The organism is Thauera sp. K11 (assembly GCF_002354895.1).
GTDB classification, from domain to species: Bacteria; Pseudomonadota; Gammaproteobacteria; order Burkholderiales; family Rhodocyclaceae; genus Thauera; species Thauera sinica.
In genome coordinates, this window is the sequence record NZ_CP023439.1 from 4,936,984 (window position 1) to 4,962,720 (window position 25,737).

At 71.2% G+C, this 25,737-nt stretch carries 15 protein-coding genes; 12 read left to right on the forward strand and 3 right to left on the reverse strand.

Annotated features, from left to right (window positions below; all coding sequences use genetic code 11):
* The first annotated feature begins 19 nt into the window (after positions 1-19).
* The 5 genes from CCZ27_RS21560 (at position 20) to CCZ27_RS21580 (ending at position 5,637) form a co-directional block, all read left to right on the forward strand.
* A complete protein-coding gene (locus CCZ27_RS21560; RefSeq protein WP_096451667.1) occupies positions 20-1,405 on the forward strand; it encodes a GTPase/DUF3482 domain-containing protein in 1,386 nt (461 codons plus the stop codon).
* A 69-nt stretch (positions 1,406-1,474) separates the two neighbouring features.
* Positions 1,475-2,515 carry an SPM autocatalytic domain-containing protein gene (locus tag CCZ27_RS21565; RefSeq protein ID WP_096451669.1) on the forward strand — a complete coding sequence of 347 codons (1,041 nt, stop codon included), beginning with the start codon at positions 1,475-1,477 and terminating at the stop codon, positions 2,513-2,515.
* Positions 2,516-2,899: 384 nt separating this feature from the next.
* The gene (locus CCZ27_RS21570) at positions 2,900-3,562 is read left to right on the forward strand and encodes a DUF1614 domain-containing protein (RefSeq protein WP_198363219.1); all 663 of its coding nucleotides are present in this window, start codon (positions 2,900-2,902) and stop codon (positions 3,560-3,562) included.
* 337 nt (positions 3,563-3,899) lie between these two features.
* Positions 3,900-5,099 carry an NO-inducible flavohemoprotein gene (gene hmpA / locus CCZ27_RS21575; protein WP_096451671.1) on the forward strand — a complete coding sequence of 400 codons (1,200 nt, stop codon included), beginning with the start codon at positions 3,900-3,902 and terminating at the stop codon, positions 5,097-5,099.
* A gap of 79 nt (positions 5,100-5,178) precedes the next feature.
* Positions 5,179-5,637: an RrF2 family transcriptional regulator gene (locus CCZ27_RS21580; RefSeq protein ID WP_096451673.1), complete on the forward strand. Its 459-nt coding sequence runs from the start codon at positions 5,179-5,181 to the stop codon at positions 5,635-5,637.
* Positions 5,638-5,761: 124 nt separating this feature from the next.
* On the opposite strand, the gene CCZ27_RS21585 is transcribed toward CCZ27_RS21580, so the two are convergent.
* Positions 5,762-10,633: an NAD-glutamate dehydrogenase gene (locus CCZ27_RS21585; protein WP_096451675.1), complete on the reverse strand. Its 4,872-nt coding sequence runs from the start codon at positions 10,631-10,633 to the stop codon at positions 5,762-5,764.
* 139 nt (positions 10,634-10,772) lie between these two features.
* The gene (locus CCZ27_RS21590; protein ID WP_096451677.1) at positions 10,773-12,446 is read right to left on the reverse strand and encodes an ATP-binding domain-containing protein; all 1,674 of its coding nucleotides are present in this window, start codon (positions 12,444-12,446) and stop codon (positions 10,773-10,775) included.
* A 169-nt stretch (positions 12,447-12,615) separates the two neighbouring features.
* Here CCZ27_RS21590 and CCZ27_RS21595 point away from each other — a divergent pair, with 169 nt between their 5' ends.
* From CCZ27_RS21595 to recC, 5 genes are all read left to right on the forward strand, one after another.
* Complete coding sequence (locus tag CCZ27_RS21595) at positions 12,616-13,230, forward strand: MarC family protein (RefSeq protein ID WP_096451678.1); 615 nt, start codon at positions 12,616-12,618, stop codon at positions 13,228-13,230.
* Between the two features lie 181 nt (positions 13,231-13,411).
* Complete coding sequence (locus tag CCZ27_RS21600; protein ID WP_096451680.1) at positions 13,412-15,466, forward strand: TonB-dependent receptor plug domain-containing protein; 2,055 nt, start codon at positions 13,412-13,414, stop codon at positions 15,464-15,466.
* 5 nt (positions 15,467-15,471) lie between these two features.
* Positions 15,472-16,446 (forward strand): ABC transporter substrate-binding protein, encoded by a 975-nt coding sequence (locus tag CCZ27_RS21605; protein WP_096451682.1) that lies wholly within the window; start codon positions 15,472-15,474, stop codon positions 16,444-16,446.
* Entirely contained in the window at positions 16,443-17,765 is a 1,323-nt protein-coding gene (locus CCZ27_RS21610) for a GGDEF domain-containing protein (protein WP_096451684.1), read from the forward strand. Before CCZ27_RS21605 ends, CCZ27_RS21610 begins: the two co-directional genes overlap by 4 nt.
* Before the next feature lie 124 nt (positions 17,766-17,889).
* Complete coding sequence (gene recC / locus CCZ27_RS21615; RefSeq protein WP_096451686.1) at positions 17,890-21,282, forward strand: exodeoxyribonuclease V subunit gamma; 3,393 nt, start codon at positions 17,890-17,892, stop codon at positions 21,280-21,282.
* 45 nt (positions 21,283-21,327) lie between these two features.
* Here the strand turns inward: recC and CCZ27_RS21620 are convergent, their stop codons facing one another.
* Positions 21,328-21,726, reverse strand: coding sequence for a hypothetical protein (locus CCZ27_RS21620; RefSeq protein ID WP_157748681.1), 399 nt, complete (start codon positions 21,724-21,726; stop codon positions 21,328-21,330).
* Between the two features lie 519 nt (positions 21,727-22,245).
* Here CCZ27_RS21620 and CCZ27_RS21625 point away from each other — a divergent pair.
* Positions 22,246-23,973 carry a type I secretion system permease/ATPase gene (locus tag CCZ27_RS21625; RefSeq protein WP_096451690.1) on the forward strand — a complete coding sequence of 576 codons (1,728 nt, stop codon included), beginning with the start codon at positions 22,246-22,248 and terminating at the stop codon, positions 23,971-23,973.
* The gene (locus CCZ27_RS21630) at positions 23,970-25,700 is read left to right on the forward strand and encodes a type I secretion system permease/ATPase (protein WP_096451692.1); all 1,731 of its coding nucleotides are present in this window, start codon (positions 23,970-23,972) and stop codon (positions 25,698-25,700) included. Before CCZ27_RS21625 ends, CCZ27_RS21630 begins: the two co-directional genes overlap by 4 nt.
* Positions 25,701-25,737 lie beyond the last annotated feature (37 nt).

Sequence of the window (25,737 nt, forward strand, 5' to 3'; positions counted from 1 at the left end):
GTGACGGGAGAATGGTCCAGTGAGCGACATCCTGCGCGTGGCCGTGGTCGGCCACACCAATACCGGCAAGACTTCGCTGCTGCGCACTCTGGCGCGCGATGCCGGCTTCGGGGACGTGTCGGACGAGGCCGGTACCACGCGCCATGTCGAGGGGCTGCGCCTGATGGCGGACGGCCGGCCGGCGGTGGAACTGTACGACACGCCCGGCATGGAGGATGCGATCGCGCTGCTCGAGCGCATCGACGAACTGGCGCCGCCGGCCGGGCGCCTCGACGGCCCGGAGCGCATCGCGCGCTTTCTCGCCGCGCCCGAGGCCGGAGGCCGCTTCGAGCAGGAAGCCAAGGTGCTGCGCCAGTTGCTCGCCAGCGATGCCGGCCTGTACGTGGCGGACGCGCGCGATCCGGTGCTGCCCAAGCACAAGGACGAACTGGCGCTGCTCGCCGCCTGCGCGCGGCCGCTGCTGCCGGTGCTCAACTTCGTGGCCTCGCCCGAGGCGCGCACCGCCGACTGGCGTGCCGCGCTCGCCCGCCTCGGTTTGCACGCGGTGGTCAATTTCGACACCGTGGCGCCGGCGCTCGACGGCGAGCGGCTGTTGTTCGAAACGCTCGCCACGCTGATGCATGCCCATCGTCCGGCGCTCGACCGCCTGATCGCCGCGCGCGAGCGCGAGGCCGACGAGCGCCGCGAGGCGGCGCGGCGCGAAGTCGCCGACATGCTGATCGGGCTGGCGGCGCGGCACGACCGCGTCGAGGACGAGTCGGACGCCGCGCTGCAGTCCGCCGTCGCCCGCCTGCGCGATGCGGTGCGCGCGCGCGAGCAGGCTTGCGTCGACGCCCTGCTGCGGCTCTACCGGTTCCGCCCCGGCGACGCGCGCGCCGACGCGCTGCCGCTGACCAACGGGCGCTGGGAGGACGATCTCTTCAACCCCGAGACGCTGCGTCAGATGGGCGTGCATCTGGGCACCGGCATGGCGGCCGGCGCCGCGGCCGGCGTCGGCATCGACCTCATGACCGGCGGCCTGACGCTGGGCGCGGCGGCGGCGCTGGGGGCGATCGCCGGCGGCCTGTGGCAGACCTTCGGCCATTACGGCGAGCGCATCGCGGCGAAGCTGCGCGGCCATCGCGAACTCACCGTGGACGACGCCATCCTGCGCCTGGTCGCGCTGCGCCAGCGCCAGTTGCTGGCCGCGCTCGAAGGCCGCGGCCATGCCGCGACCGCGCCCATCGAACTGAAGGACGCGGACGTGGCGCGCGCCGCCGATGCCGACCCCGTGGCGCAGCGCTGGCGCAAGGGGCCGCTGCCCTACGCGCTGGAGAAAGCGCGCGCGCATCCGGAATGGGCGCGGGGCGAGAACGACGAGCGGCGCGACGAGGCGATCGCCGAGCTGGCCGCCGAGCTGGCCTGAGGTTCGCTCAAGTCCTTGATCGGGCGGCCGTTACCTGTCAGCAGGAAAAGCCGGTGGAGGAATCGGGCCGTGAGAGTCGCAGCATCCAGCATCGAACTTCAATCTTCGTACGTCGCCACCACTTCGCTGCAGGTCAGCGAGCGCTTCGAAGCCTGGCGCGACGCGGACGGGCCGCAGCGCACCCCGCGCGATGCGGTCGAGATTTCGGCGGAGGGCCTCGCCGCGCAGCAGGCCGAGGACGGCGGCGAGGTCGGGGCCGCGGTGGACGCGGCGATCAGGAACGATCCGCGGCTGTCGATGCTGATCCGCATGATCGAGTTCTTCACCGGCAGGCCGGTGCGCCTGTTCGATGCCAGCGAACTCGATGCCGGCGCCGCCCGCGCGGCGCAGGCCGCGCAGTCGGTGCCGCAGTCCGCATCGGATGCGCCTGCCCGGCCGCGGGCCGGCTACGGCATCGAATACGATTTCAACGCCACCTACAGCGAGACGGAAACGACGAGCTTCGGCGCTTCCGGCGTGGTGCGCACCGCGGACGGCGAGGAGATCCGCTTCGAGCTGGGCCTGAGCATGTCGCGCAGCTACAGCGAATCGACCTCGGTGCAGTTCCGCGCCGGCGACCAGCGCCTGAAGGACCCGCTGATGATCGACTTCGCCGGCCCGTCCGCGGCGCTGTCCGACCTGCGTTTCTCCTTCGATCTCGACGCCGACGGCAAGGCGGAACAGGTGCCGCTGGCCGGCGGCCGCGGCTTTCTCGCCTTCGACCGCAACGACAACGGCCGCATCGACGATGGCCGCGAGCTGTTCGGCCCGACCACCGGCAGCGGGTTCGGCGAACTCGCCGAGCTGGACGACGACGGCAACGGCTGGGTGGACGAGGCCGACGCCGGCTGGAGCCGGCTCAAGCTCTGGCAGCCCGACGAGGCCGGCAACGGCCGCCTGCAGTCGCTCGCCGACGCCGGCATCGGCGCCCTGTACGTCGGCAACGTGAGCACGCCCTTCAGCCTCAAGGATGCGGCCAACCAGACCATCGGCCTGATGCGCGCTACCGGCATCTACCTGGGCGAGGATGGCCGCGTCGGCACGGTGAGCCAGGTGGACCTGAGCGTCTAACGCGGCCGCGATCCGCCGGCAGGCGGTGGCGGCGACCCGCCTCCAGCCTGGCCGGGATCATTCTGCCTGGCGTGTCCGGCCCAGCCGGACGGCGCGGCGCCAGTCCCTGCGCTTCACGTCCGATTCGGCGCCAGGATGGCGAAGCGCTTCATGCGCCGGTAGCCCGTGCCGTGGTGGCTGCCCGGGGACAATCCTGCGGTGGCGGCGAGGCGTCGGGCGGCACGGCCCGTCCGCCGCGGGTGCGGCGGCCCGGCGGATGCTGCAGAATGCCGGCAGTGGTCCGGCATCACGATCTCCTGGAGCACGCGCCGTGATCTTTCCCAGACCCTTCGGGGACCCGCGCATCGCCGCCCCGCGGCCGGCCGCCGCCGTGGCGGACTGACCATGCCCAACTCGCCGCTGCGCCTGCTGCTGCTCATCCTCGCCTTCGCCTTCGTGGTGGGCAGCGTGCAGCTCGGCGTGCTGCAGATCGCCTTCTACAAGCTCGGCCTCGAGCCGCGCTCGGCCTACCTGCTGCTGGGCGCGTCGCTGTTCGGCAGCCTCATCAACCTGCCGCTGTTCAGCGTCCGCGCCGAGTCGCCGCCGGACGAGGGCATGTCGCGGCAATTGCGCGAGTTCCTCGGCCTCAAGCGCCTGCCGTTCACCGGCAGGACCATCGTGGCGGTCAACGTCGGCGGTTGCGTGGTGCCGGTGGCGTTCTGCGTCTATCTGCTGGCGCATACCGAGCTTCAGACGGCGCGGGTGCTTGCCGCCGTCGCCGTGGTGGCGGTGGTGTCCTATCTCACCAGCTTTCCGCAGCGCGGCGTGGGCATCGCCATGCCCTTCCTGGTGGCACCGGCCACCGCGGCCGCGGTCGCGCTGGTGCTCGACATCGAGCACGCGGCGCCGCTGGCCTATGTCGGCGGGACGCTGGGCGTGCTCGTCGGTGCCGACCTGCTGCGCCTGAAGGAGATCGGCAAGCTCGGCGTGCCGGCGGCATCGATCGGCGGCGCCGGCACTTTCGACGGCATCGTGCTGACCGGCCTGCTCGCGGTGCTGCTGGCCTGATCCGGGCGGAGCCCCTTCGGAGCAGTCGTACAGGTGCCAGAAGCCCGCAACACGGCAGGTCTGGCGGCGGGGGATGCGCGGAGCGGACGAGCACTGTCTGAGTCCCGAGCGCAGCGAGGTCGAGTTGCGCAGGACGCGGAGCGCATCCGCCGCCGCCAGACCGGGTTCGACCCACCCACCCGCACCGTTGCATCGCGACATCCGCGTTTGTCCTGATTGACCTCCGTGCGCTAAAAGAGGTAGTTTTGATGCATGTTAAAGAAACCCGGCGGCCGCGAGCGAGCCGCCGGGTTTCTTTGCTCCCGATTCCTCCCACCCTCATCAACCCGGAGTACGCATGGACGACAAGGTACGCAGCCTCGTGAAGGCGACGGTTCCCGTTCTGAAAGAGCACGGCGTGGCGCTGACCACCTATTTCTATCAGCGCATGTTCCGCCACAATCCCGAACTGAAGCACCTCTTCAACCGCACCCATCACGAGTCGGGCAAGCAGGCGACCGCGCTTGCGATGTCGGTCCTGGCCTATGCCGAAAACATCGACGATCCGTCGGTGCTGGCGCCGGTGATCACGCTGGTCACCAACAAGCACGCCAGCATCGGCATCCGCGCCGAGCACTACCCCATCGTCGGCAAGCATCTGCTGGCCTCGATCGAGGAAGTGCTGGGCGATGCCGCCAGCGACGAACTGATCGATGCCTGGGCGGTGGCCTACGGTGCGCTGGCCGACCTCTTCATCGAGGCCGAGAGCAGGCTGTACACCGAGATCGCCAACAGGGACGGCGGCTGGAGCGGCTGGCGCGCGTTCCGCATCGTCGACAAGGTGAAGGAAAGCGAGCAGATCACCTCTTTCCACATGGCGCCGGCGGACGGCGGCACGCTGCCCGGCTATTGCGCCGGCCAGTATGTGTCGGTGAGGGTGTACGTGCCGGAATGGGAAGTCATGCAGCCGCGCCAGTACACGCTGTCCGAGGCGCCGGGCACGCCGTATCTGCGCATCTCGGTGAAGCGCGAGCCGAGCACCGACGATACGCCGGCCGGCCGCGTGTCCAACCTGCTGCATCACAAGTTCGACGAGGGCGACATCATCGACGTCGCGCCGCCGTTCGGGGACTTCTTCCTGCACGAGGACCGCGGCACGCCGGTGGTCCTGATCAGCGGCGGCGTCGGCATCACGCCGATGGTTGCGATGCTGAACCGGCTGGTGAAGACCGCCGGGCACCGCGACGTGCAGTTCGTGCACGCCAGCCGCAATGCCGGCGTGTATGCCTTCGGCGCGCATCTGGCGAAGGTCGCCGCGGACAACGGCCAGGTCGGGCTGCACGTGTTCCACGACGAGGGGCCGGCCGCGCCGCCGGCCAGGGTCGGCACGCTCGACCTGCGCGAACTCGGCGATGCCGTGCTGAAGCCGCAGGCCGACTACTACCTGTGCGGGCCGTCCGAGTTCATGGACGCGCACATCCGCACGCTGCACGAACTGGGCGTCGGCTCGGGGCGCATCCACGCCGAAGTGTTCAGCACGGGCGGCGTGGCGGTGTGATCTAATCGGGGCGTGGCAGCCACGCTGCGCCCACGCGTTGCACGGAGCGGCTGCCGGATCCTGTCGAGACGCCCCATCCATGCAGATCACCCGCTTCACCGACCTCAGCCTGCGCGTGCTGATGTACCTGACCGTCCCGCCCGACAGCGGGCCGGTCACGATCGACGAGATCGCGACTCGTTTCGACGTCTCGCGCCACCATCTCGCCAAGGTCGTCCATCGCCTCGGCCAATCAGGCTGGATCGTCGCCACCCGCGGCAAGGGCGGCGGCCTCGCGCTGGCGCAGCCGCCGTCGCAATACCGGCTGGGCGAAGTGGTGCGCGAGCTGGAAGGCGGGGAGTCGCTCATCGACTGCACGTCGCAGCCCTGCGTGCTGCTGCAAGGCTGCAACGTGCGCGCGGCGCTGAACGATGCGCAGCAGGCGTTCTACGAGCGGCTGGACACATACACGCTGGCAGACGTCGTCAGGCAGCAGACCGCGACCTCGATCATCGCGCTGCACCGCGGCCGCCGGCCCTCTTCCCCGGTCACCGCATGAAGGCGCAGCGGCGCCGGCGCGGTCCGCTGCCGGCGACGGAAGAGCGCATCACCCGGCTGCACCTGCGCCGCGACGACGGCGATTTCGCCTGACGGCGCCTGGCCCGGCCGGCGATGCCGCGCCGTCAGATCAGCGCCCGCAACTGCCGCAAGGTCACCGACAGCATCGCCAGATCCAGCGTGGAGGCCGGGTGCAGTTCGGCCAGCAACTGGCGGCAGCGGGCGAGGTGGGCTTCGCGCCGCGCCTCCCAGGCGGCGATCAGGGCGCCGGTGTCCTGCTCCTGCGGGCTGAGGTCGAGCACCGACCGCGCCAGGCCGTGGGCGATCGCGGTGAGGTCATCGCGCAGCGCGACGCGGGCGAGCGCCGACCAGTGCCCGTCGGCGGGCAGCGTGGAGATCTGCTGCGACAGCCAGCCGAGGTCGAGGCGGCCGCCGAGGCCGAAATAGACGTCGGCGACGGTTTCCACCGTGCGTGCCGTCTCGCCGGCGATCTCGACGATGTCGAGCGCCGAGAACTGGTCGCCGAGCTGGGCGATGCGCAGCGCCAGGGATTTCGGCACGCCCTGCGCCGCCAGGCGGTCCGCCTCGGCGTCGATCGGCGTGCGCTCGTGCGGCGCCAGCCAGCGGCCCAGGCCGTTGCCGACTTCGGCCACGCCGGGTGCGAAGCGGCCGATGGCGGCGTCCAGCTCGCCGAGGATGGCGCGCCGCTGCAGCAGCCACACCGTGCCGCGCAGCGCCAGGCGCATGCTCGCCTGCAGGATGTCCTGCTGCACCCCGACCGGCACCGAATGGTCGAGCGCCTCGGCGGCGTTCCACAGCGCCACCAGGCCGAAGATCTCGCGCGTGCCCAGGTAGGCGCGCACGATGTCGGCGGGGGCCGCGCCGGTTTCCTCCTGCAGGCGGAAGCAGAAGGTGGGGCCGACGCGATTGATCATGCTGTTGACCACGTGGGTGGCGACGATCTCGCGCCGCAGCGGATGCTGCCCGATCTGCGGCAGGAAGCGTTCGCGCAGCGGCTTCGGGAAGTAGCGCTCCACCGCGGTGGCGATGTAGGGATCTTCCGGGATGCCGGACGCCAGCACGGCGTCGTACAGCTCCATCTTGCCGTAGGCGAGCAGCACCGCGAGTTCCGGCGTGGTGAGCCCGGTGCGGGCCTGGCCGCGTTCGGCGATGGCCTCGTCCGAGGGCAGGAACTCCAGGCGGCGGTTGAGCCGGCCGGCGCCGGCGAGGTGGCGCATGTAGCGTGCCTGCTCGTCGAGCTGAGCCGCGCCGCGGGCGCGTTCCAGCGCCAGGATCTGGTTCTGCCCGCGGTTGTCGCGCAGTACCAGTTGCGCCACCTCGTCGGTCATCTCGGCGAGCAGGCGGTCGCGCTGCTTGCCGGTGAGTTCGCCCTCGGCCACCACCTGGTTGAGCAGGATCTTGATGTTGACCTCGTGGTCGGAGCAATCCACGCCGCCCGAGTTGTCGATGGCGTCGGTGTTGATCAGCCCGCCGCGCAGCGCGAACTCGATGCGTCCGCGCTGCGTCACGCCGAGGTTGCCGCCCTCGGCCACCACCTTGCAGCGCAGTTGCGCGCCGTCGACGCGGATGGCGTCGTTGGCGCGGTCGCCCACCTCGGCGTGGCTCTCGGTGCTCGCCTTGACGTAGGTGCCGATGCCGCCGTTGTAGAGCAGGTCCACCGGCGCCTGCAGGATGGCGTGGATCAGCTCGGCCGGCGACAGTTGCTCGGCCTCGATGCCGAGCGTGCTGCGCGCCTGCGGCGACAATGCCACCGACTTGGCGCCGCGCGGGAAGATGCCGCCGCCGCGCGAGATCAGCGTGGCGTCGTAGTCGGCCCAGGACGAGCGCGGCAGCTTGAACAGGCGCTCGCGCTCGGCGAAGCCGGCCGCGGCGTCGGGGTCCGGGTCGATGAAGATGTGGCGGTGGTCGAAGGCGGCCACCAAGCGGATGTGGCGCGACAGCAGCATGCCGTTGCCGAACACGTCGCCCGACATGTCGCCGATGCCGACCACGGTGAAGTCCTGCGTCTGGCTGTCGCGGCCCAGGCTGCGGAAGTGGCGCTTCACCGATTCCCACGCGCCGCGCGCGGTGATGCCCATGCCCTTGTGGTCGTAGCCGGCCGAGCCGCCCGAGGCGAACGCGTCGCCGAGCCAGAAGCCGTATTCGGCCGCGGTGCGGTTGGCAATGTCCGAGAAGGTGGCGGTGCCCTTGTCGGCCGCCACCACCAGGTAGGGATCGTCGCCATCGTGCCGCACCACGTCCCGCGGCGGCACGACCTGGCCGCCCGCCAGGTTGTCGGTGAGGTCGAGCAGGCCGCGCAGATAGATCTGGTAGCAGGCGATGCCTTCCCGCATCAGCGCATCGCGGTCGCCGCCGGCGGGCGGGCGCTTGAGCACGAAGCCGCCCTTCGAGCCCACCGGCACGATCACCGCGTTCTTGACCTGCTGCGCCTTCACCAGGCCGAGCACCTCGGTGCGGTAGTCCTCCATGCGGTCGGACCAGCGCAGGCCGCCGCGCGCGACCCTGCCGCCGCGCAGGTGCACGCCTTCCACCCGCGGCGAATGGACGAAGATCTCGAACATCGGCCTGGGCTCGGGCAGCAGCGGCACCCCGGACGGATCGAACTTGAACGACAGCCAGCCCCTGGGCTGGCCGTCGGTGTCGCACTGGAAGAAGTTGGTGCGCAGCGTGGCCTGGATCAGCGCCAGGTAGTGGCGCAGGATGCGGTCCTCGTCCAGGTTGGTCACGCCGTCGAGCGCGGCGGCGATGCGCTCGGCGATCTGCGCCTGGCGCGCGTCGCGCGCCTCGTCCTGTGCCGGATCGAAGCGTGCGCGGAAGAGCGCGATCAGTTCGGCGGCGATCGCCGGATGGCTGGCCAACGCCTGCTCGATGTAGTGCTGGCTGAAGGTGAATGCGGCCTGCTTCATGTAGCGCGCATAGGCGCGCAGCACCGTGACGCTGCGCCAGTCCAGGCCGGCGAGCAGCACCAGGCGGTTGAAATCGTCGTCGTCGTTGTCGCCGCGCCAGGTGCGCCGGAAGGTTTCCTGGAACGGCCCGCGCAGGCGCTCGATGTCGAGTTCCGCGACCATCGTCGCGCCCTCGGGCACGGCCAGCCCGAAGTCGTCGATCCACAATTCCTGGCCGTCGGCGCGGCGCACCTCGAACGGACGCTCTTCAAGCACGCGCACCCCCATGTGCTCGAGCATCGGCAGGCTCTGCGACAGCGGCGCCAGTTCGCCGGCGCGGATCAGCTTGAAGCGCAGCCGGCCGGGCGGCGCCTCCAGCGGCAGGTAGAGGTTCATCGCGATGGCGTCGGGGGCGTCGAGCGTCTCGAGCTGCTCGATGTCGTGCACCGCCATGCGGGCGGCGTGTTCCTCGCGGTAGCCGGCGGCGAATCCGGCGGCGTACTTCGCGAACAGCGCATTGCCGCGCTCCTCGCCGACGGCCTCGATCAGCGCCTGGGCGAGGTCGTCCTCCCAGCGCCGCGCCAGCCGCACCAGTTGCTGCTCCAGTTCGTGCACGTCGAAATCGGGCGCGGCGCCGGGCGGCGTGCGGATCACGATCAGGATGCGCGCGAGCGGCGAATCCGACAGATGCACGTTGAACTCCGACGACACGCCGTGCAGCGCCTCGGACAGTGCCGTCTGCATGCGCTGGCGTACGTCGGTGTTGTAGTTCTCGCGCGGCACGAACAGCAGGCAGGCGTAGTAGCGGCCGAAGGTGTCGCGGCGCACGAAGAGCCGCGTGCGCTGGCGTTCTCCCAGGCGCAGGATGCCCATCGCGGTGGCGTACAGATCGTCGGCCGAGGTCTGGATCAGTTCGTCGCGCGGATACTGCTCGAGGATGGTGGCGAGCGCCTTGGCGGCGTGGCTCTTGGGCAGGAAGCCGGCGCGCTGGGTGACCGTGGACACCTTGCTGCGCAGCAGCGGGATCTGCGTCGGGCTGGTGCTGTAGGCGACCGAGGTGTAGAGGCCCAGCAGGCGGCGTTCGCCGATCACCTCGCCGGCGGCGTCGAAGCGCTTGACGCCGATGTAGTCGAGGTAGGCGGCGCGGTGCACGGTGGCGCGCGCATTGGCCTTGGTCAGCGTCAAGAGGTTGCGCGCGCGGGCGCAGGCACGCAGCTCCGGCGGCATCTGCGAGAAGGCCAGCGAGGGCAGGGCCTGGCCGTGCTCGCGCAGGATGCCCAGGCCGCTGCCGGGCACGACCCGCAGTTCGTCCGCGCTGCCGTCGGCCGCGCCGGTGCCCGCCGGGTCGCGCACCAGGTCGTAGTCGCGGCAGCCGAGCAGGGTGAAGTTGTCGTCGGCGATCCACTGCAGGAAGGCGCGGGCATCGGCCAGCTCCTGGGCCGGCACCGGCGGCGGCGGCGACAGTTCCAGCTCGGCGAGGATGTCGACGATGCGCTGCTGCATCCGGCGCCAGTCTTCCACCGCGGCGCGCACGTCGCCCAGGATGCGCAGCAGGCCGTCGTGCAGCGCATCGAGCTGCGCGCGCTCGGTGCGGTGGTCGACCTCGACGTGGATCAGCGATTCGAAGCGTCCCTCGGCCTCGTTGCGCGAGCGCGCCACGTGCACGATGCGGTGTTCCACATCGCGCCGGATCTTCATGACCGGGTGCACGACCAGATGCACCATCAGCCCCTGGCGGTTCACCTCGTTGGTGATCGAATCGACCAGGAAGGGCATGTCGTCGTTGACGATCTCGACGACCGTGTGCGTCGATTGCCAGCCGTGCTCTTCCAGCCGCGGGTTGTAGACGCGCAGCCGCGGCGCGCCGCCGGAGAAGGTACGCGCGAAGTGCCAGTGCGACAGCACCGCGCCGTAGAGGTCGTCGGGCGGGCGCTCGGCGAGATCCTCGGGCGCGGTCAGCGCGAAGTACTGGCGCGCGAACTCCGCCGCCTCGGCGGCTTCGTCGGCGGGCAGCCGCGCGGCGATCGCGTCGGCGACGCGGGCGACGGGATCGAAGGCTTCAACATGGGGCGTTGTGTCCGGTGTCTGCATGCCTGGCTCCTCCCGGGCTGCCCGGTGCGGGCCGCCCGGCATCGTGTCGATCGGCGTCGGCGCAACGCGCGTCGCGGGCCGGGCGGCCCCGCGCTGCCGACATGCTCTGAGCTTAGTCCGGATTCGGGCCGCTGCGGCCTCAGGGTTCACCCTCGTCCGGCTGCAGCACGGCGGCGGCGCGCGGCGACGCCACCAGGATCAGCTTCATCGTCGCCCGGGTGGCGCCGACGAAGAGCTTGCGCACGGTGGCCTCGTCCAGCGCGTCGAAGTCGATCTCGGTGAAGATCACGCACGGCGCCGACTGGCCCTTGAAGCGATACACCGAGTCGATCAGCAGGTCGCCCTCGCTGTGCTCCGGCTCGCCGAAGAGGTCGTAGCGGCCGGAAAAGGCGCGCAGCCGGTGCGGGCCGAGGTGGGTGATCGGCGTGAAGCGCGAATGCTCGCGGCCGCGGAAGGTGACGAGCGCGATCATGTCGCGCCGGAAACCGAGGCCGATGGCGCGGGTGATCGCGCGCCGGGTGGCCTCCATCAGGCCCTGTTCGCCGTCGCCGTGCCAGGCCATCACCTCCGGCGCGCTGCCGGCGACCGGGCTGCCGGCGCGGATCGGCGCAGGCAGCGGCAGGCGGCGGTTGAGCAGGTCCACGATGTCGGCGGGCGTGCGGTAGTTGGTCGCGGCGGTGATGCGCACCCAGCCGGGCAGCGGCACCGGCGGGCGGCCGTAGAGATTCTGCATCGGATCTTCCAGCCACCACGCGCGGCCGTCGTCGGCGAGCAGCGCCAGCAGCGCGTCGCGCCAGGGCTCGGCGAAGTCCTGGCCTTCGTCGACGATCAGTTCGCCGAAGCGCCAGGCAGGGTCCCGCACCGCGGCCAGCGCGGCGAAATCCGCCTCCATGCGCCGGAACGCGCCCGGCGCGGTGAAGTCGGGGATGCGGCCGGCGGCGCGCAGGCGGCGGTCGCACAACCGGTGGAAGGTCGCCACCTCGCCGCCCGGCGGCGCGATGCGGGCGAAGTGGTCCGCCAGCGGCCGGTTGTAGCACACGTAGAGGGGCCGGCGGCCGGCGCGCAGCGCGTCGCCATAGGCGGCCAGCGCCAGTTGCGTCTTGCCGCTGCCGGCGGTGGCGGTGACGTGCAGGCGGAAAGGGGTGAAGTCGATGCGCCGCGCCCACTCCGCGAGGCCGCCCGACAGCCGGGTGGTGAGCGCCTCGGCGCGGCCGGCCAGCGCCTGCACGTCGGGCACGAGTTCGAGCAGGTCGGCGAAGAAGCGGTGCAGCGTGGCGCGGCGCTCGGGGGCGGGCGGCTTCGCCTCCGGGCCGGCGTCCGGGGCGGCGAGCGTGCGCACGATGGCGGCCAGTTCGTCGCGCCGGGAGGCGTCGACGATGCGCGCCGGGTCCAGCCCGGCGGTGCCGGGCTGCCGCACGCGGTAGTCCGGGCAGTAGAACAGGGTGTCGAGCCGGGGCTCGTCGCCGTCCAGCAGCGGACGCAGGCGCGCGCGCAGGGCCTCGGTGCAGCGCGCCAGTTCCACGCTGACCTTGCGCGCCCGGCGCGACGGCGGCCGCAGCAGGCCCTCGGCCGTCTCGTCGAGGAAGCCCGCCTGCTGCTCGATCAGCAGCACTCGGCCGGAAGGGCCGACGACGGCGAAGGTGATCTCGCCGAACACGGTGTGCTCGCCCTCGGCGCGCGTCCAGTGCAGGCCGTGGTAGACGGCGAAGTCGTCGGGCAGGGCGCCGGCGAACAGCGCCAGCGTGGCGAGTTCGCGCGAGCGCGCGCCGCTTGCGGGGAGCTGTCGCCAGCCTTCGGGATGGATGCGGGCCATGGGAGCGGGAGGCGGAATCGGGTTGGACGTGGGCCGCGGGGCGGGCGCGTGGCCGGACATCGTGCAGGATCGGCGGCCACTGCGATAGTCTAGCCGGCCCATGCGCTATGCTCGCGGCGCGGACGGAACGCCCGGGGTCCGCCGGCCCGGGCGCGGGGGAACACGAGACATGGACACGCTGAAAGCCTTCATCACCCTGCTTGCGCTGATCAATCCCTTCGGCGCCATCCCGATGTTCCTGAGCCTCACCGCGCACCAGTCGCGGTCGCAGGTCCGCCGCACCATTGACACCGCGGCCGTCGCCACCGCCGTGGTCATCGCGGTGTCGGCGCTGTTCGGCCAGACGCTGCTGGGCATCTTCGGCATCTCGATCGCGTCGCTGCAGGTGGGCGGCGGGGTGCTGCTCTTCCTGATCGCGCTGAACATGTTCAATGCCGAGCCGGGCCGGGCGCGGTCCACGCCCGAGGAGGCGCACGAGGCGGCGGAGCGTTCCAGCATCGCGGTGGTGCCGCTGACGATTCCGCTGCTGGCCGGGCCCGGCACGATGAGTTCGGTCATCATCCTGTCGGAGCGCGCGCGCCACTGGTGGCAACTGGCCCTGCTGGTGCTGATCGGCATGGCGATCGGCGCCGCGGTGTGGGCCACCCTCCGCCTGGCGGGGCCGATCAGCCGCCTTGCCGGCCAGACCGGGCTCAACATCATGACGCGGGTGATGGGGCTGGTGCTGGCGGCGCTGGCGGTGGAATTCATCGCCAACGGCGTGCGCACGCTGGTCCATGCGTGAGCCGCACATGGAATCGGGGCGGGGGTTTGCTGCCACCGCCGTGTCAGGTGCCGCATGCCGGCCGAATCGGCGGTGGACCGCGTCCGGCGGGCTGTGAGACCCTTGCCGTGGTCGGGTTCCGTCAGAGATTGAGAGGGGTTTACCGGAAATGAAGGCGCGATTCCGGCGGTCGATTCTATGCATGCACACTGCGGGCGCCACCCTTGCGCTCCCTTCTGCGGCCGCGGCCGGCGACGTCTTCTTCGACGACATTCCCATCGTGCTGACGGCGTCGCGCCTGGCACAGTCGCCGATCGACGCGCCGGCCGCGGTGACGATCATCGACCGCGAGATGATCGCCGCCTCCGGCTTCACCGAGATCCACGACCTGCTGCGGCTGGTGCCCGGCTTCCTGGTGGCGCAGTGGCCGGAGGGTTCGCCGACGGTGGCGAACCACGGCCTGGGCGACGCGTACAACGGCCGCGTGAAGGTCATGATCGACGGCCGGACGGTCAACAGCCCCATGCGGGGCAACGCGAACTGGCGGGAACTGCCGGTCCGCACCGACGACATCGAGCGGATCGAGGTCGTGCGCGGCCCCAACGGTGCCGCCTACGGGGCGAATGCGTTCCAGGGCGTGGTGAACATCATCACCCGCGCCCCCGCGACCGAGGACGGCCTGACGCTCATCTCGCGCATCGGCCAGGACGGCTTCTACGACCACGGCGTTCGCCTCAGCGGCCAGCCCGATGGCGCGGTCGACTGGCGGCTGTCGGGCTCGCGCCGCGCCGCCAGGACGTTCCGCTCCCCCGCCGAGAACGACGGGATGGCGAACCCGCAGGAGCGCTTCGTCCTCGACACGGTGAATTTCAGCGCCTCGACCCAGCTCTCGCCGAACGACGAACTGCGCCTGCAACTGGGGATGAGCGACGGCGTCCATGAGCGCGGGACGCCGGGCTCCGTGGCCGATCCGATCGGCGAAGAGTCGTTCCGCGCCAACTACCTGCACCTGGCGTGGACGCGCAGTTTCGGCGCCGAATCCGACTTCACGCTGCAGTACTACCGGCAGTCGGAGCACGTACGGCCGGGCAAGCTCGCCGTGGCCGAACTCGGCGGGCGGCGGACCCGCCTGGCGGTGGTCGACGTCGATCTCGACACCACCCGCGACGATCTCGAACTGCAGTACTCGACGCGGCTCGATCCGGCATGGCAGATGATGATCGGCGCCGGCGTGCGGCAGGAGAGCGTGCGTTCGCGCGACTATTTCAACACCCGCGGCACGCTGTATGCGCGGCATGCGCAGGTCTTCGGAAGCCTCACGTGGCAGCCGGTCGAGTGGCTCAAGATCAACGCCGGCGGAACGTTCGAGAAGCACGACTACAGCGGGGATCTGTTTTCGCCGCGGCTCGCGTTCAACATCGCGCTGTCGCAGCAGTCCTCGCTGCGCCTGTCCGGCGGCGTGGCCTATCGTGCGCCGACGCTCCTGCAGTCCGACGCCGAACAGGTGTACCGCGAGGACGGCGCGATCAAGGCCCTCGGCCTGCGCGCCACGCAGCGGCTGCAGCCGGAGCGCGTGCGCTATGCCGAACTCGGCTACGTCGCGCTGCTGGCGGACCTGGGGCTGAACCTCGACGTGCGGGTGTTCCACGAAAGCTACGAGCGCTACATCGACGAGCGGACCTGCTGGAACCCGGCCATCGCGGCGGACGGAACGGTGACGCCGCTCGACCCGAACAACCCGCTGGGCAGGCTGCCGTGCCGGGCACTGCCTCCGTCCGGCTACCTGCCGTACGAACAGACCCGTCCGCAGCGTTCGTCGGAAATGCTCAATTCCGGCGCCTTCGTGATGGACGGCGCCGAGTTCAGCGTCGACTGGCGCCGGCCCGGCTGGGGCCGCGTCGTGCTGTCGCAGGCGTTCATCGAGATCGATGCCGGCAAGGGCGTGCTCGACGAGGACATCGAGGTCAGCGCGCCGCAGGCGGTGACCTCGCTGCTGCTGATCAAGGAATTGCCCGACCGCTGGCGCGCGAGCATCGGCTACTACCACAACGAAAAGATGAAGTGGCTCAACCAGGGCGACGTCGTCCCGCCCCGCGACCGCGTGGACCTCAAGGTGTCGCGCAGCTTCGGCCCCGCGCGCTCGGACAACGAGTTCGCGATCACGGCGCAGAGCGTGGGCGGGCGCTATCCCGAGTTCCACGAGGGCAAGTACCGCGCCGAGCCGCAACTGTTCGCGAGCCTGCGCCTTTCCTGGTAGGAACCATGTCGCGATGCCGCCGGCCGTCGTCGATCGCCTGCTGCCTTGCGGCCTCGCGGTGGCTCGTCGGCGCCTTTCTCGGCCGCTTCGCCGCGCCGTGCCTGCTCGTGCTGGGCCTGTCGGCGCCAGCGCACGCGCTGCAGGTCGCCGTGGCCCTGTCGCAGCCCGGCGGGGCGCAGCAGGCTTTCGCCGAGGCCCTGCAGCGGACGCTCGCCGGCAGCGGCTACAAGCTGCTGCCGGCAGGCAACCTCGCCGACGGGCTGGACGAAGGCGCGCTGGGCCGGGCCGATCTCGTCATCGCCGCGGGTTCGCAGGCAGCGTCCACCGTGCTCGAACGCTTTCGCCGGCCCACGCTGGCGGTGATGCTCAGCCGCGGCCAATGGGAGACACTGCGGGCGCGCCACCCGCAGGCCGCGCTGTCGGCCATCTTTCTCGATCAGCCCGCCGAGCGGCAGATGCGGCTGGTCGGCGCGGTGCTGCCGCGGGGAGGCCGCCTCGGCGTGCTCTACAGCACCCCGAGCGGCGAGCCCGATCCGGAGCTGGCGCGGGCCGCCGCGGCCGCCGGCCTCAGGCTGGTGCCCGAAGCCGTCGCCGGGGCCGGCGAGGTCATCGCCGGCCTCGAACGGCTGCTGCCGAACGTGGACGCATTGCTGGTGCTGCCTGATCCGGTGCTGTCGGCATCCAGCCCGGCGCGCTCCATCCTGCTCACCAGCTACCGCTTCAGGCGGCCGATCTTCGCCTTTTCGCGCGCCTACGTCGAAGCGGGGGCGCTGGCCGCGGTCTTCAGCGCGCCCGACGACGTGGCGGCGGACGTCGCCGACTGGGTCCGCAAGGCCGGCACCACGGCGGGCCGGCTGCCGCCGGCGCGGCCTGCGTCGCCCTTCCAGGTGGCGGTCAACCGGCAGGTGGCGCGCTCGCTCAACATCGGCGTCCCCGCCGACGAACAATTGCGGAGCCTGCTGCAGGGAGGCGCACCATGAGGACGGCGCGCGCGCTGACATTGACGCAAAGACTGCTGCTGACGGTGCTGGTGCCGGTCTCGCTGCTCTCGGTGCTCATCAGCATCCTCTATCTCGACCGCGAGGCGGAACTGACCGAGCAGGCGACGCGCGACCGCGGCATGGCGATGGTCAGCTTTCTCGCGCCCGCGGCCGAATACGGCGTCATCTCGGGCAATGCCGTGAACCTGCGCAGCCTGCTCGCTGCCGCGCTGGCGCAGCAGGACGTCGTCGCCGCGGCGATCTACGATCGCAGCGGCGAACTCGGCGCGGTGGGCGATTCCCCGGCCATCGTCGATCTCGGCCGGGTGGCGGCGACGGTGGCTCCGCGCCTCGTCGGCGCGAGCGCGGGGCGCTATGCCTTCGCGGCGCCGGTGACCTCGCAGCCCGTCGCGGTGGACGATCTGGGCGCCGCCACCGCCGCGGCGCCGGCGCCGGAAGTGATCGGCTGGGTGTATGTCGAACTCGACACCCGGTCGTATGCCGCGCGCCGCCGCATGACCGCGCTGACCGTGCTGGCGTTCGCGTTCGCGACGATGATCGGCACGGGCGTGCTCGCGGTGCGGCTGGCGCGCTCGGTGGGCGAGCCGGTGGGCCGCCTGGTGGACGCCGTCAGGCGCATGGCCGCGGGCGATCTCGACGTGCGCGTGGCGGTCGGCGGCGGCCAGGAACTCGGCGAGTTGCAGCAGGGCTTCAACAACATGGCCCGCTCGATCGCCGATGCGACCCACAACCTGCAGGCCAGGGTCGAGGAGGCCACCGGCCAGCTCGCCTATCAGGCGCTGCACGATCCGCTCACCGGCCTGCCCAACCGCCGCGCCTTCGAGCAGGCGCTGGAGGATGCGGTGCTGGCCTCGCGGCGGGCCGCGGACCACGGCGCGCTGTGCTTCATCGACCTCGACCGCTTCAAGGAGGTCAACGACACCTGCGGGCATGCGGCGGGCGACGCGCTGCTGCAGGAGATCGGCGACCTGATCCGGCATCGCGTGCGTGCGCAGGACCTGATCTGCCGCGTCGGCGGCGACGAGTTCGCCCTCATCCTGCGCGGCTGCAGCCCGGAGGATGCGCGCCGCATCGCCGAGGGGCTGGGCGAGGCGGTCGAGACCCATGCCTTCGAATGGGACGGCCGGACCTTCCGCGTCGGCGCCAGCATCGGCCTCGCCCGCATCGACGACCACACCCGCAGCCCGTCGGACGTGCTGAAGGCGGCCGACATCGCATGCTACGAAGCCAAGCGCAACGGGCGCGGCAGGGTGGTGGAGAGCGGCCGCGCCGTCGTGCCGAAGGGGAAGCCTGCCTAGAGTGCATCCGCCCGGCCGCCCGAAGGAGGCGCTCTCCTCCCGCGGGGAGGGTGTCGCGCAGCGACGGAGGCCGTCCGGCGGGCGGCGGATGGCACAATGCAGTCCTTCCGCAAGCGCCTTGCCGATGTTCCACCTCGCCTTCTCGAACCGTTTCGAAATCCTGCTCGACATGCTGCTCGACCGCCTCGCCGACGAGCGGCCCGGGCCTTTCGGCCGGCGCCACGTGGTGGTGCCGAGCAGCGCGCTGCGGCGCAGGGTGGAACTCGCGGTCGCCGCGCGCGAAGGCGTCTGCGCCAATCTGGACTTCGCCTACCTGGCGCAGTGGCTGTGGGCGCAGATCGGCCGCGTGGTCGAGGTGCCGGAGCGCTCGCCGTTCGCGCCGGCGCTGCTCGCCTGGCGCATCCACGGCCTGCTCGATTCCGCCGCCGCGGACGGCTGGCTGCCGGCGCATCCCCGCCTGGCGCGCTACCTGGAGGGCGCGGACGCGGCGATGCGCTTCGAACTCGCCGGGCGCATCGCGCGGGTGTTCGACCACTACCTGACCTACCGGCCGCGCTGGCTCGAGCAATGGGCCGCCGGCAAGGCGGCGGTGCAGGGCGCGGCGACCGAGGCCGAACGCGCCGACGAAGCCTGGCAGGCCGAACTCTGGCGGCGCATCCGCGCCGGCCTGCACCTGCGCCAGGAGCATCCGGCGGCGCTCTTCCTGCGGCGCGTCGCGGCGATGGGCGAGGCCGAACTCGCCGCCGCCGGCCTGCCGCGCACGGTGCATGTGTTCGGCCTGCCGGCGCTGCCGCCGCTCTACCTGGAGATGCTGCGCGAACTGGCGCGGGTGGTCGAAGTGCGGCTGTACGTGCTCAATCCCTGCCGCGAATACTGGTTCGAGATCGTCGATGCACGCCGCCTGTCCTGGCTCGCCAGCCGCCAGCAGGACATGTTCCACGAAACCGGCAACCGGCTGCTGGCCGCGTGGGGGCGGCAGACCCAGGCGCACATCGGCCTGCTCTTCGACGGCGAGCGCGAGGTGCAGGAAGAAGCCGCGTTCGCGCCGCATCCGGGCAAACACGTGCTGGCACGCCTGCAGAACGCCATTCTCGACCTGCAGGATCTCGAGCCCGGCAGCGTGGCGCTGGCCGAGCGCGACCGCAGCATCGAACTGCACGCCTGCCATTCGCGCACGCGCGAACTGGAGGTGCTGCACGACCGCCTGCTCGGCCTCTTCGCCGGGCGCAACCCGCCGCGGCCCGACGAGATCGTGGTGCTGACGCCCGATTTGGACGCCGCCGCGCCACTCATCGAGGCGGTGTTCGGCACCGCGCCGGCCGGCCGGCGCATTCCGTGGCGCATCACCGGCCTGGGCGGCACGCGCGAGAACCCGGTGGCGCAGGTGCTGGACCGCCTGCTGACGCTGGCCGCGGGGCGCTTTCCGGCGAGCCGCGTGTTCGACCTGCTGCAACAGCCGCCGGTGGCGGCGAACTTCGGCCTGGACGAGGCCGCGCTCGCCACGGTCCATGACTGGATGCGCGCCGCCGGCATCCGCTGGGGGCTGGGCGGCGACGGCGGCCCTGCCCGCCATACGCTGGACGAGGGTCTGCACCGGCTGTATCTCGCCTGGGCGGCTGGCGAGGCGTCGTGGCAGGCCCCCTTCGCCGGCCGCATCGGCGCGGCGGCGCCGGAGGGCAATGCCGCGCTCGCGCTCGGCCGCTTCTGGCGCTACGCCCGGACCCTGCGTGCGCTGCGCGAGGCACTGCTGCGTCCGCAGGACGCCGAGGGATGGCGCCGGACGCTGGGCGAGGCGCTGGCGGCGCTGGTCGGCGACAGCGTGGCGTGGGCCGACGAGCTGCGCGACGTGCGCGCGGCCGTCGCATCGCTCGCCGAGTCCATCGCCGGCGGCGGCCTGTCCGCGCCGGTGCCGCCGGACGTGGTGCATGCGGCGCTCGCCGGCCTGCTCGACGATCCTGCGCGCGGCGGCGTGCCCGGCGGCACGGTGACGTTTTCAGCCCTGCCCGCGCTGCGCGGCCTGCCCTACCGGGTGGTGTGCGTGATCGGGCTCGACCACGGCGCCTTTCCCGGCAGCGACCGCGCTGCCGAGTTCGACCTGATGGCGGCGCGCCCGCAGCGCGGCGACCGTCAGCGCCGGCTCGACGACCGCAACCTGTTCCTCGACGTACTGCTGTCGGCGCGCGACGTGCTGCATCTGTCCTACGTCGGGCGCAGTGTGCGCGACGGCGGTGTTCTGCCGCCGTCGGTGCTGGTGGACGAACTGTTCGACACCCTGGCGGCGGCCTGCGCCGCGGACCCCGCCGATCCCGCCTCGCTGGCCGCCGCGCGCCGCCGGCTGACGGTGGCGCATCCGCTGCAGCCGTTCGCGGCCGATTACTTCCTGCCGTCGCCGCAGCGCGATCCGCGCCTCGTCAGCTACCACGAGGAATACGCCGCGGCGCTCGCCGCCCGGCTGGGAGCCGCGTCCGGCGGAACCGCCGGCATGGATGATGCGCAGGCCGGGGACGAAGGCGGCGAAGACGAGGGCAGCGCTGCCGACGGTGAGGACCGCCCGGTCGACGACGCGGTGCATCGTCCCTTCTTCATCGCGCCGCTGCCGCCGCCCGGCGAGGAATGGCGCGACGTGGGCCTGGCGCAGTTGATCCGCTTCTTCGGCAACCCCTGCCGCTACCTGCTGCGCGAGCGCATCGGCCTCGACCTGCCCGAGGCCGACGACGAACTCGAGGACGTGGAAGGCTTCATCCCCGACTGGCCGGCGCGGCAGGCGCTGGCGCAGCGCCTGCTGCCGGCCCTGCTCGACCGGCCGGCGGGAGGGACGGATGCCGCGGCAGCGCCTTCCGCGGACCTGCTCGAACTGGCGCGCGCCGGCGGCGAGTATCCGCCCGGCGCGCTGGGCGAGGGCGAACTGCTGCGCGAACTGGCCAGCCTGCGCGGCTTCGCCTCAGCGGTGGCGGTGGCGACGGCGGACGCCCCGCTGCCGCCGCAGGTGTCGCGGATCGAGTTCGAACTCGGCGCGGAGCGCTGGACGCTGACCGCGGCATTCGCGAACCTGCACCCCGGCGGCCTGCTGCGCCAGCGCTACGACGACACCCGCGTCGCCGACTATCTTTCCGCATGGTTCTCGCATCTGGCACTGTGCGCCGCGCCGGTCGCCGGCGCGGCATGCGAAACCCGGGGCTTGTCGCGCGACGGCACGTTCGCGTTCCCGCCCTTGGCAGCCGCCGAGGCGCACCGCCTGCTGGGCGACGCGCTCGCGCTGTACCGCGAAGGATTGAGCCGCCCGCTGCACTTCTTCCCCAAGTCGGCCTGGGCCTGCGTGGCCAATGGCGACAACGGCGCCAGGGCCCATGCGCGATGGAGCGGCGGCAACCGGCCGGAGCACGGCGAAGGCAGCGACCCCGCCTACCGCCTCGCCCTGCGCGGCGAGCCGGTGGCGCTGGACGAAACCTTCTTCGAACTGGCAAGGCGCGTGCTCGGTCCGCTGCGGCAGCACCTGCGGGACGAGCGCCTGGGCTGAACGACGGCACCGCGCCGGGCAAAGGAGGGCGGCGGACCGCGAAGGTCAAGGCCTGGCGGCATCAGTGATACTGGCAGCATGGAGAAGACACGCTATGACGAGGAAAATCGCAAGATCAATCAATAGGACGTCAATTAGCATTCCCCAGCCATATTTGGTGCCAATGTCGAAATAGATGGACGTAAGTCCGCCAATAGTTCCTGCGATTGACGGTGCCAGGAGCAGGAATGCAATGGCAAACCATCCCAATTTCGTCGGGTATCTGCGGTGCATGTAAATCACTGTCGTGAGCAGCATTGGCATTGATGCGTAAAGGAAGTCCCCAGACGAATGCGCATACAGCACCGCATTGCTGAGAGTGAAACATCCCAGCAGTCCCAAAATGAGTATGCAGGCGATCAATAGCCTTGGACGCCTGAGGTGGCCTCTGCTCGTTAAATCCATGGAAATTCTTCCGGGCGCCCTGGACGGAAATCGCCCGCCCGTGGCTGGTGTAATTCGGCAAGCCCTCAGCCACCGTGCCGCCGCAGGCGGTTTTGTCGCCGTAGCGTATCCATCCGATGATCCTCAGGCGTGGCTTCCGGTCGGCGCGGGCTTACGCGTTTGCGGTGGTTTGCGGAACCGGAACTTGGCCGGAAAGTGATCGTCTGGATGATGCCATTTGCGCATTATCCCAGAAGCACTGGCCATTTACTCTTTTGTCATTATATTTCGAGGGATCGCCATGGAAATTCTTACCGTTCAATGAGTTACCGGGCCATGTGTGAACCCGCGTAGAAGAAGCGGCTACTTTCGTCTCTTGGATGTGGTCCTCTGCGATCCGCTGGAAGACGGTCGAGGCAGGCCGGCCGCGCCGCCGGAGACGCGGCCGCGGCGGTCCCGCCGAAAGGGATTGATACGCGTCGGCGGCGGCGGTCCGCGTAGAATCCGACGCGACCGCAAGAATCCGCAAAGACCCGACCCATGGCCATCAAGCCCGGCGACACGCCGTCCGACCTGCGCGCCGCCCTCGACGCGCAGAAGTCGCTGATCCGGCAGGTCGTCTTCTTCAGCTTCTTCATCAACCTGCTGGTGATGACGCCGACCCTCTACATGCTGGAGGTGTACGACCGCGTCGTGAACAGCCGCAGCGGCACGACCCTGGCGATGCTCACGCTGCTGATCGTGGCCGTCTATGCGGTGATGGAGGTGCTGGAGTGGGTGCGCAGCCGGGTGTTGCACGATGCGGCGTCGAGGTTCGATGCGCGCGTCGGCGGGCGCGTCTTCGATGCCCTGTTCGCGGCCGGGCTGCGGCGCGTGCCGGGCGCCACCGCCCAGGTGCTCAACGACCTGCGCACGGTGCGCGAATTCATCCACGGCCCGGCGGCGACGGCGCTGATCGACGTGCCGCTGGCGATGCTCTACATCCTGGCCATCTTCTTGATCGATCCCGTGCTGGGCTGGATGTCCATCATCGGCGCGCTGATCCAGGTCGGCCTGGCCTGGCTCACCGAGCGCGACACCCAGCCGCCGCTCGCACATGCCAACCGGGCCGCGATCGCTGCGCAGAGCTACGCCGCCGATAGCCTGCGCAATGCCGAGGTGATCGAGGCCATGGGCATGCAGGCCGGCATCCGGCGGCGCTGGCTGAAGCGGCAGAACGAGTTCCTCGCGCTGCAGGCGCGGGCCTCGGACAAGGCGGGCAACTACGCGTCGATGGCGAAGTTCGTACAGCTCACGCAGTCGTCGCTGCTGCTGGGCGCCGGCTGCTGGCTGCTCATCGAAGGGAGGTTTCCCGGTGGCGGCGGCATGATGATCGTGGCTTCCACCCTTGGGGTGCGGGTGCTGGCGCCGATCGTGCAGGTCATCGGCGCGTGGCGGCAGGTGGTCGATGCGCGCGACGCCTTCGCGCGCGTGGACCGGCTGCTGGCCGCCGTGCCGGCACCCGCGCCCGGCATGCCGCTGCCGCCGCCCAAGGGCTTGCTGACGGTGGAAGGCGTGGTCGCCGCGGCGCCTGGCGCGTCGCTGCCCATCCTGCGCGGGGTCGATTTCGGCGTGCCGCCCGGCAAGGTGCTGGCGCTGATCGGGCCGGCCGCCTCGGGCAAGTCGACGCTGGCGAGGCTGCTGGTGGGCGTGTGGCCGGCCGCCAGCGGCAAGGTCAGGCTGGACGGCGTCGACATCTTTCCGTGGAACAAGGCCGAACTGGGCCCGCACGTCGGCTACCTGCCGCAGGACGTGGAACTCTTCGACGGCACGCTGGCCGAGAACATCGCCCGTTTCGGCGAGCCCGACCGCGAGGCGGTCAAGGCGGCGGCGCGCGCGGTCGGCGTCCATGGGCAGATCCTCGCGCTGCCCTCGGGTTACGACAGCGGGATCGGCGACGAGGGCTGCATCCTGTCGGGCGGCATGCGCCAGCGCATCGGCCTGGCGCGGGCGATCTACGGCGAGCCGCGCCTGGTCGTGCTCGACGAGCCGAACTCCAACCTCGACGAGGCGGGCGAGCAGGCGCTGCTGCAGACCCTGTTCGCACTGAAGGCGCGGGGCGCGACGGTCGTCATCATCACCCATCGCACCAGCGTGCTGCCCGCGGTCGATCTGGTGCTCGTGCTGCAGGACGGCCGCGTCAAGGCTTTCGGCCCGCGCGACGAGGTCCTCGCCGGCCTGCAGCGCGCAGCCCCGCCCGCCGTGGCGCCGCGCCCGGTGACGGCATGAAGACGCCTCCCTTCGTCCGGCAGAGCGCCCTGGGCGCGGCGCTGTGGGGGTTCCGGCGCGAGTTCGCCGTCTGCATGGCGTTCTCCGTGCTCGTCAACCTGCTGATGCTGACGCCCACGATCTACATGCTGCAGATCTACGACCGGGTGATGGTCAGCCGCAGCAGCCTCACGCTGGTCGCGGTGACGCTGGTCATGCTGTTCTGCTTCGCGGCGATGGCCTTCGCGGAATGGGCCCGTGCGCGGCTGCTGGTACGCCTGGGCGTGTGCTTCGACGCGCTGCTCGGCGTGCGCGTGTTCCAGGCCGGCTTCCGGTCCAGCCTGAACCACGGCGGGCGCAATCCGGCGCGCACCTTTTCCGATCTGACCAGCCTGCGCCAGTTCATGACCGGCAACGGCCTGTTCGCCTTCATGGACGCGCCGTGGACGCCGATCTACCTCGCCGTGCTGTTCATGCTGCATCCGATGCTGGGCGTGCTGGGCGTGGTGTTCGCGCTGCTGCTGGCCGGCCTCGCGTGGCTGTCGCACCGCCTCACGCAAAAGCCGGTCGAGGCCGCGCTCGAGGCGGGCTCGCAGGTGGGTGCGTTCGTGCATGGCAAGCTGCGCAATGCCGAGGCGATCGAGGCGATGGGCATGCTCGGCAACCTCAGGCAGCGCTGGCAGGCCCGCCACCGGCGGCATCTGGCGCTGAACGCGCGGGCGGCCGACCTGGGCGCGAGGATGCTGGCGCTGACCAAATTTCTGCGCTACACGCTGCAGTCGCTCACCCTCGGCGCCGGCGCGCTGCTGGTGATCGAGGGCGAGCTGACCGCCGGGGCGATGATCGCCGCCAACGTGCTGATGGGGCGCGCGACGCAGCCGCTGGACCAGATGGTGGCGAACTGGAAGCCCTTCCTGGGTGCGCGCCGGGCCTTCCGCAGCCTCGATGCGCTGCTGGCCGGACATCCGGCGCCGGCCCCCGGCATCGGTCCGGGGCACGATGCGCCGTCGGGGCGTGTGCGGATCGAGCACCTGACGGCCACCGCGCCGGGGCGCGCGCAGCCCATCCTGAAGGATCTGAGCGCGGATTTCGGCCCAGGCGAGGTGATCGCCATCGTCGGCCCGTCGGGGTCGGGCAAGTCCACGCTGGCGCGCGCGCTGGTCGGCATCTGGCCGCATCGCGGCGGGCGCGTGCTGATCGACGGCGAGCCGATCGAGAACCGGGACCGCGAGGCGCTCGGCCCCCACATCGGCTACCTGCCGCAGGACATCGAACTCTTCGAAGGCAGCATCGCCGAGAACGTCGCGCGCTTCGGCGAACTGGACCCGGCCGGGGTGATCCGCGCCTGCGAGCGCGCCGGCGTGCATGACATGATCCTGCGCTTCGCGCAGGGCTACGACACGCAGATCGGCGAGGCCGGCGGCACGCTGTCGGGCGGGCAGCGCCAGCGCCTCGGGCTGGCGCGGGCGCTGTATGGCGATCCGCGCATCGTCGTGCTCGACGAGCCCAATTCCAATCTCGACGACGTCGGCGAGGCCGCTCTGGGGCGCGCGGTGGAGGACCTGAAGCAGCAGGGCAGCACCGTCTTCCTGATCACGCACCGCCGCGGCATCGTCGGTTCCGCCGACCGCCTGCTGGTCATGGACGACGGCGCGATCACCCACGACGGACCGCCCCGGCAGGTGCTCGCCGAACTGGCGGCCGGCACGCGCGCCGCGCCCGGCGGAGCAGTGCCGCAGCCGGCCTGAGCAGACCCTTTTTCGCAGTCCGTCTTACGGAAGTTCC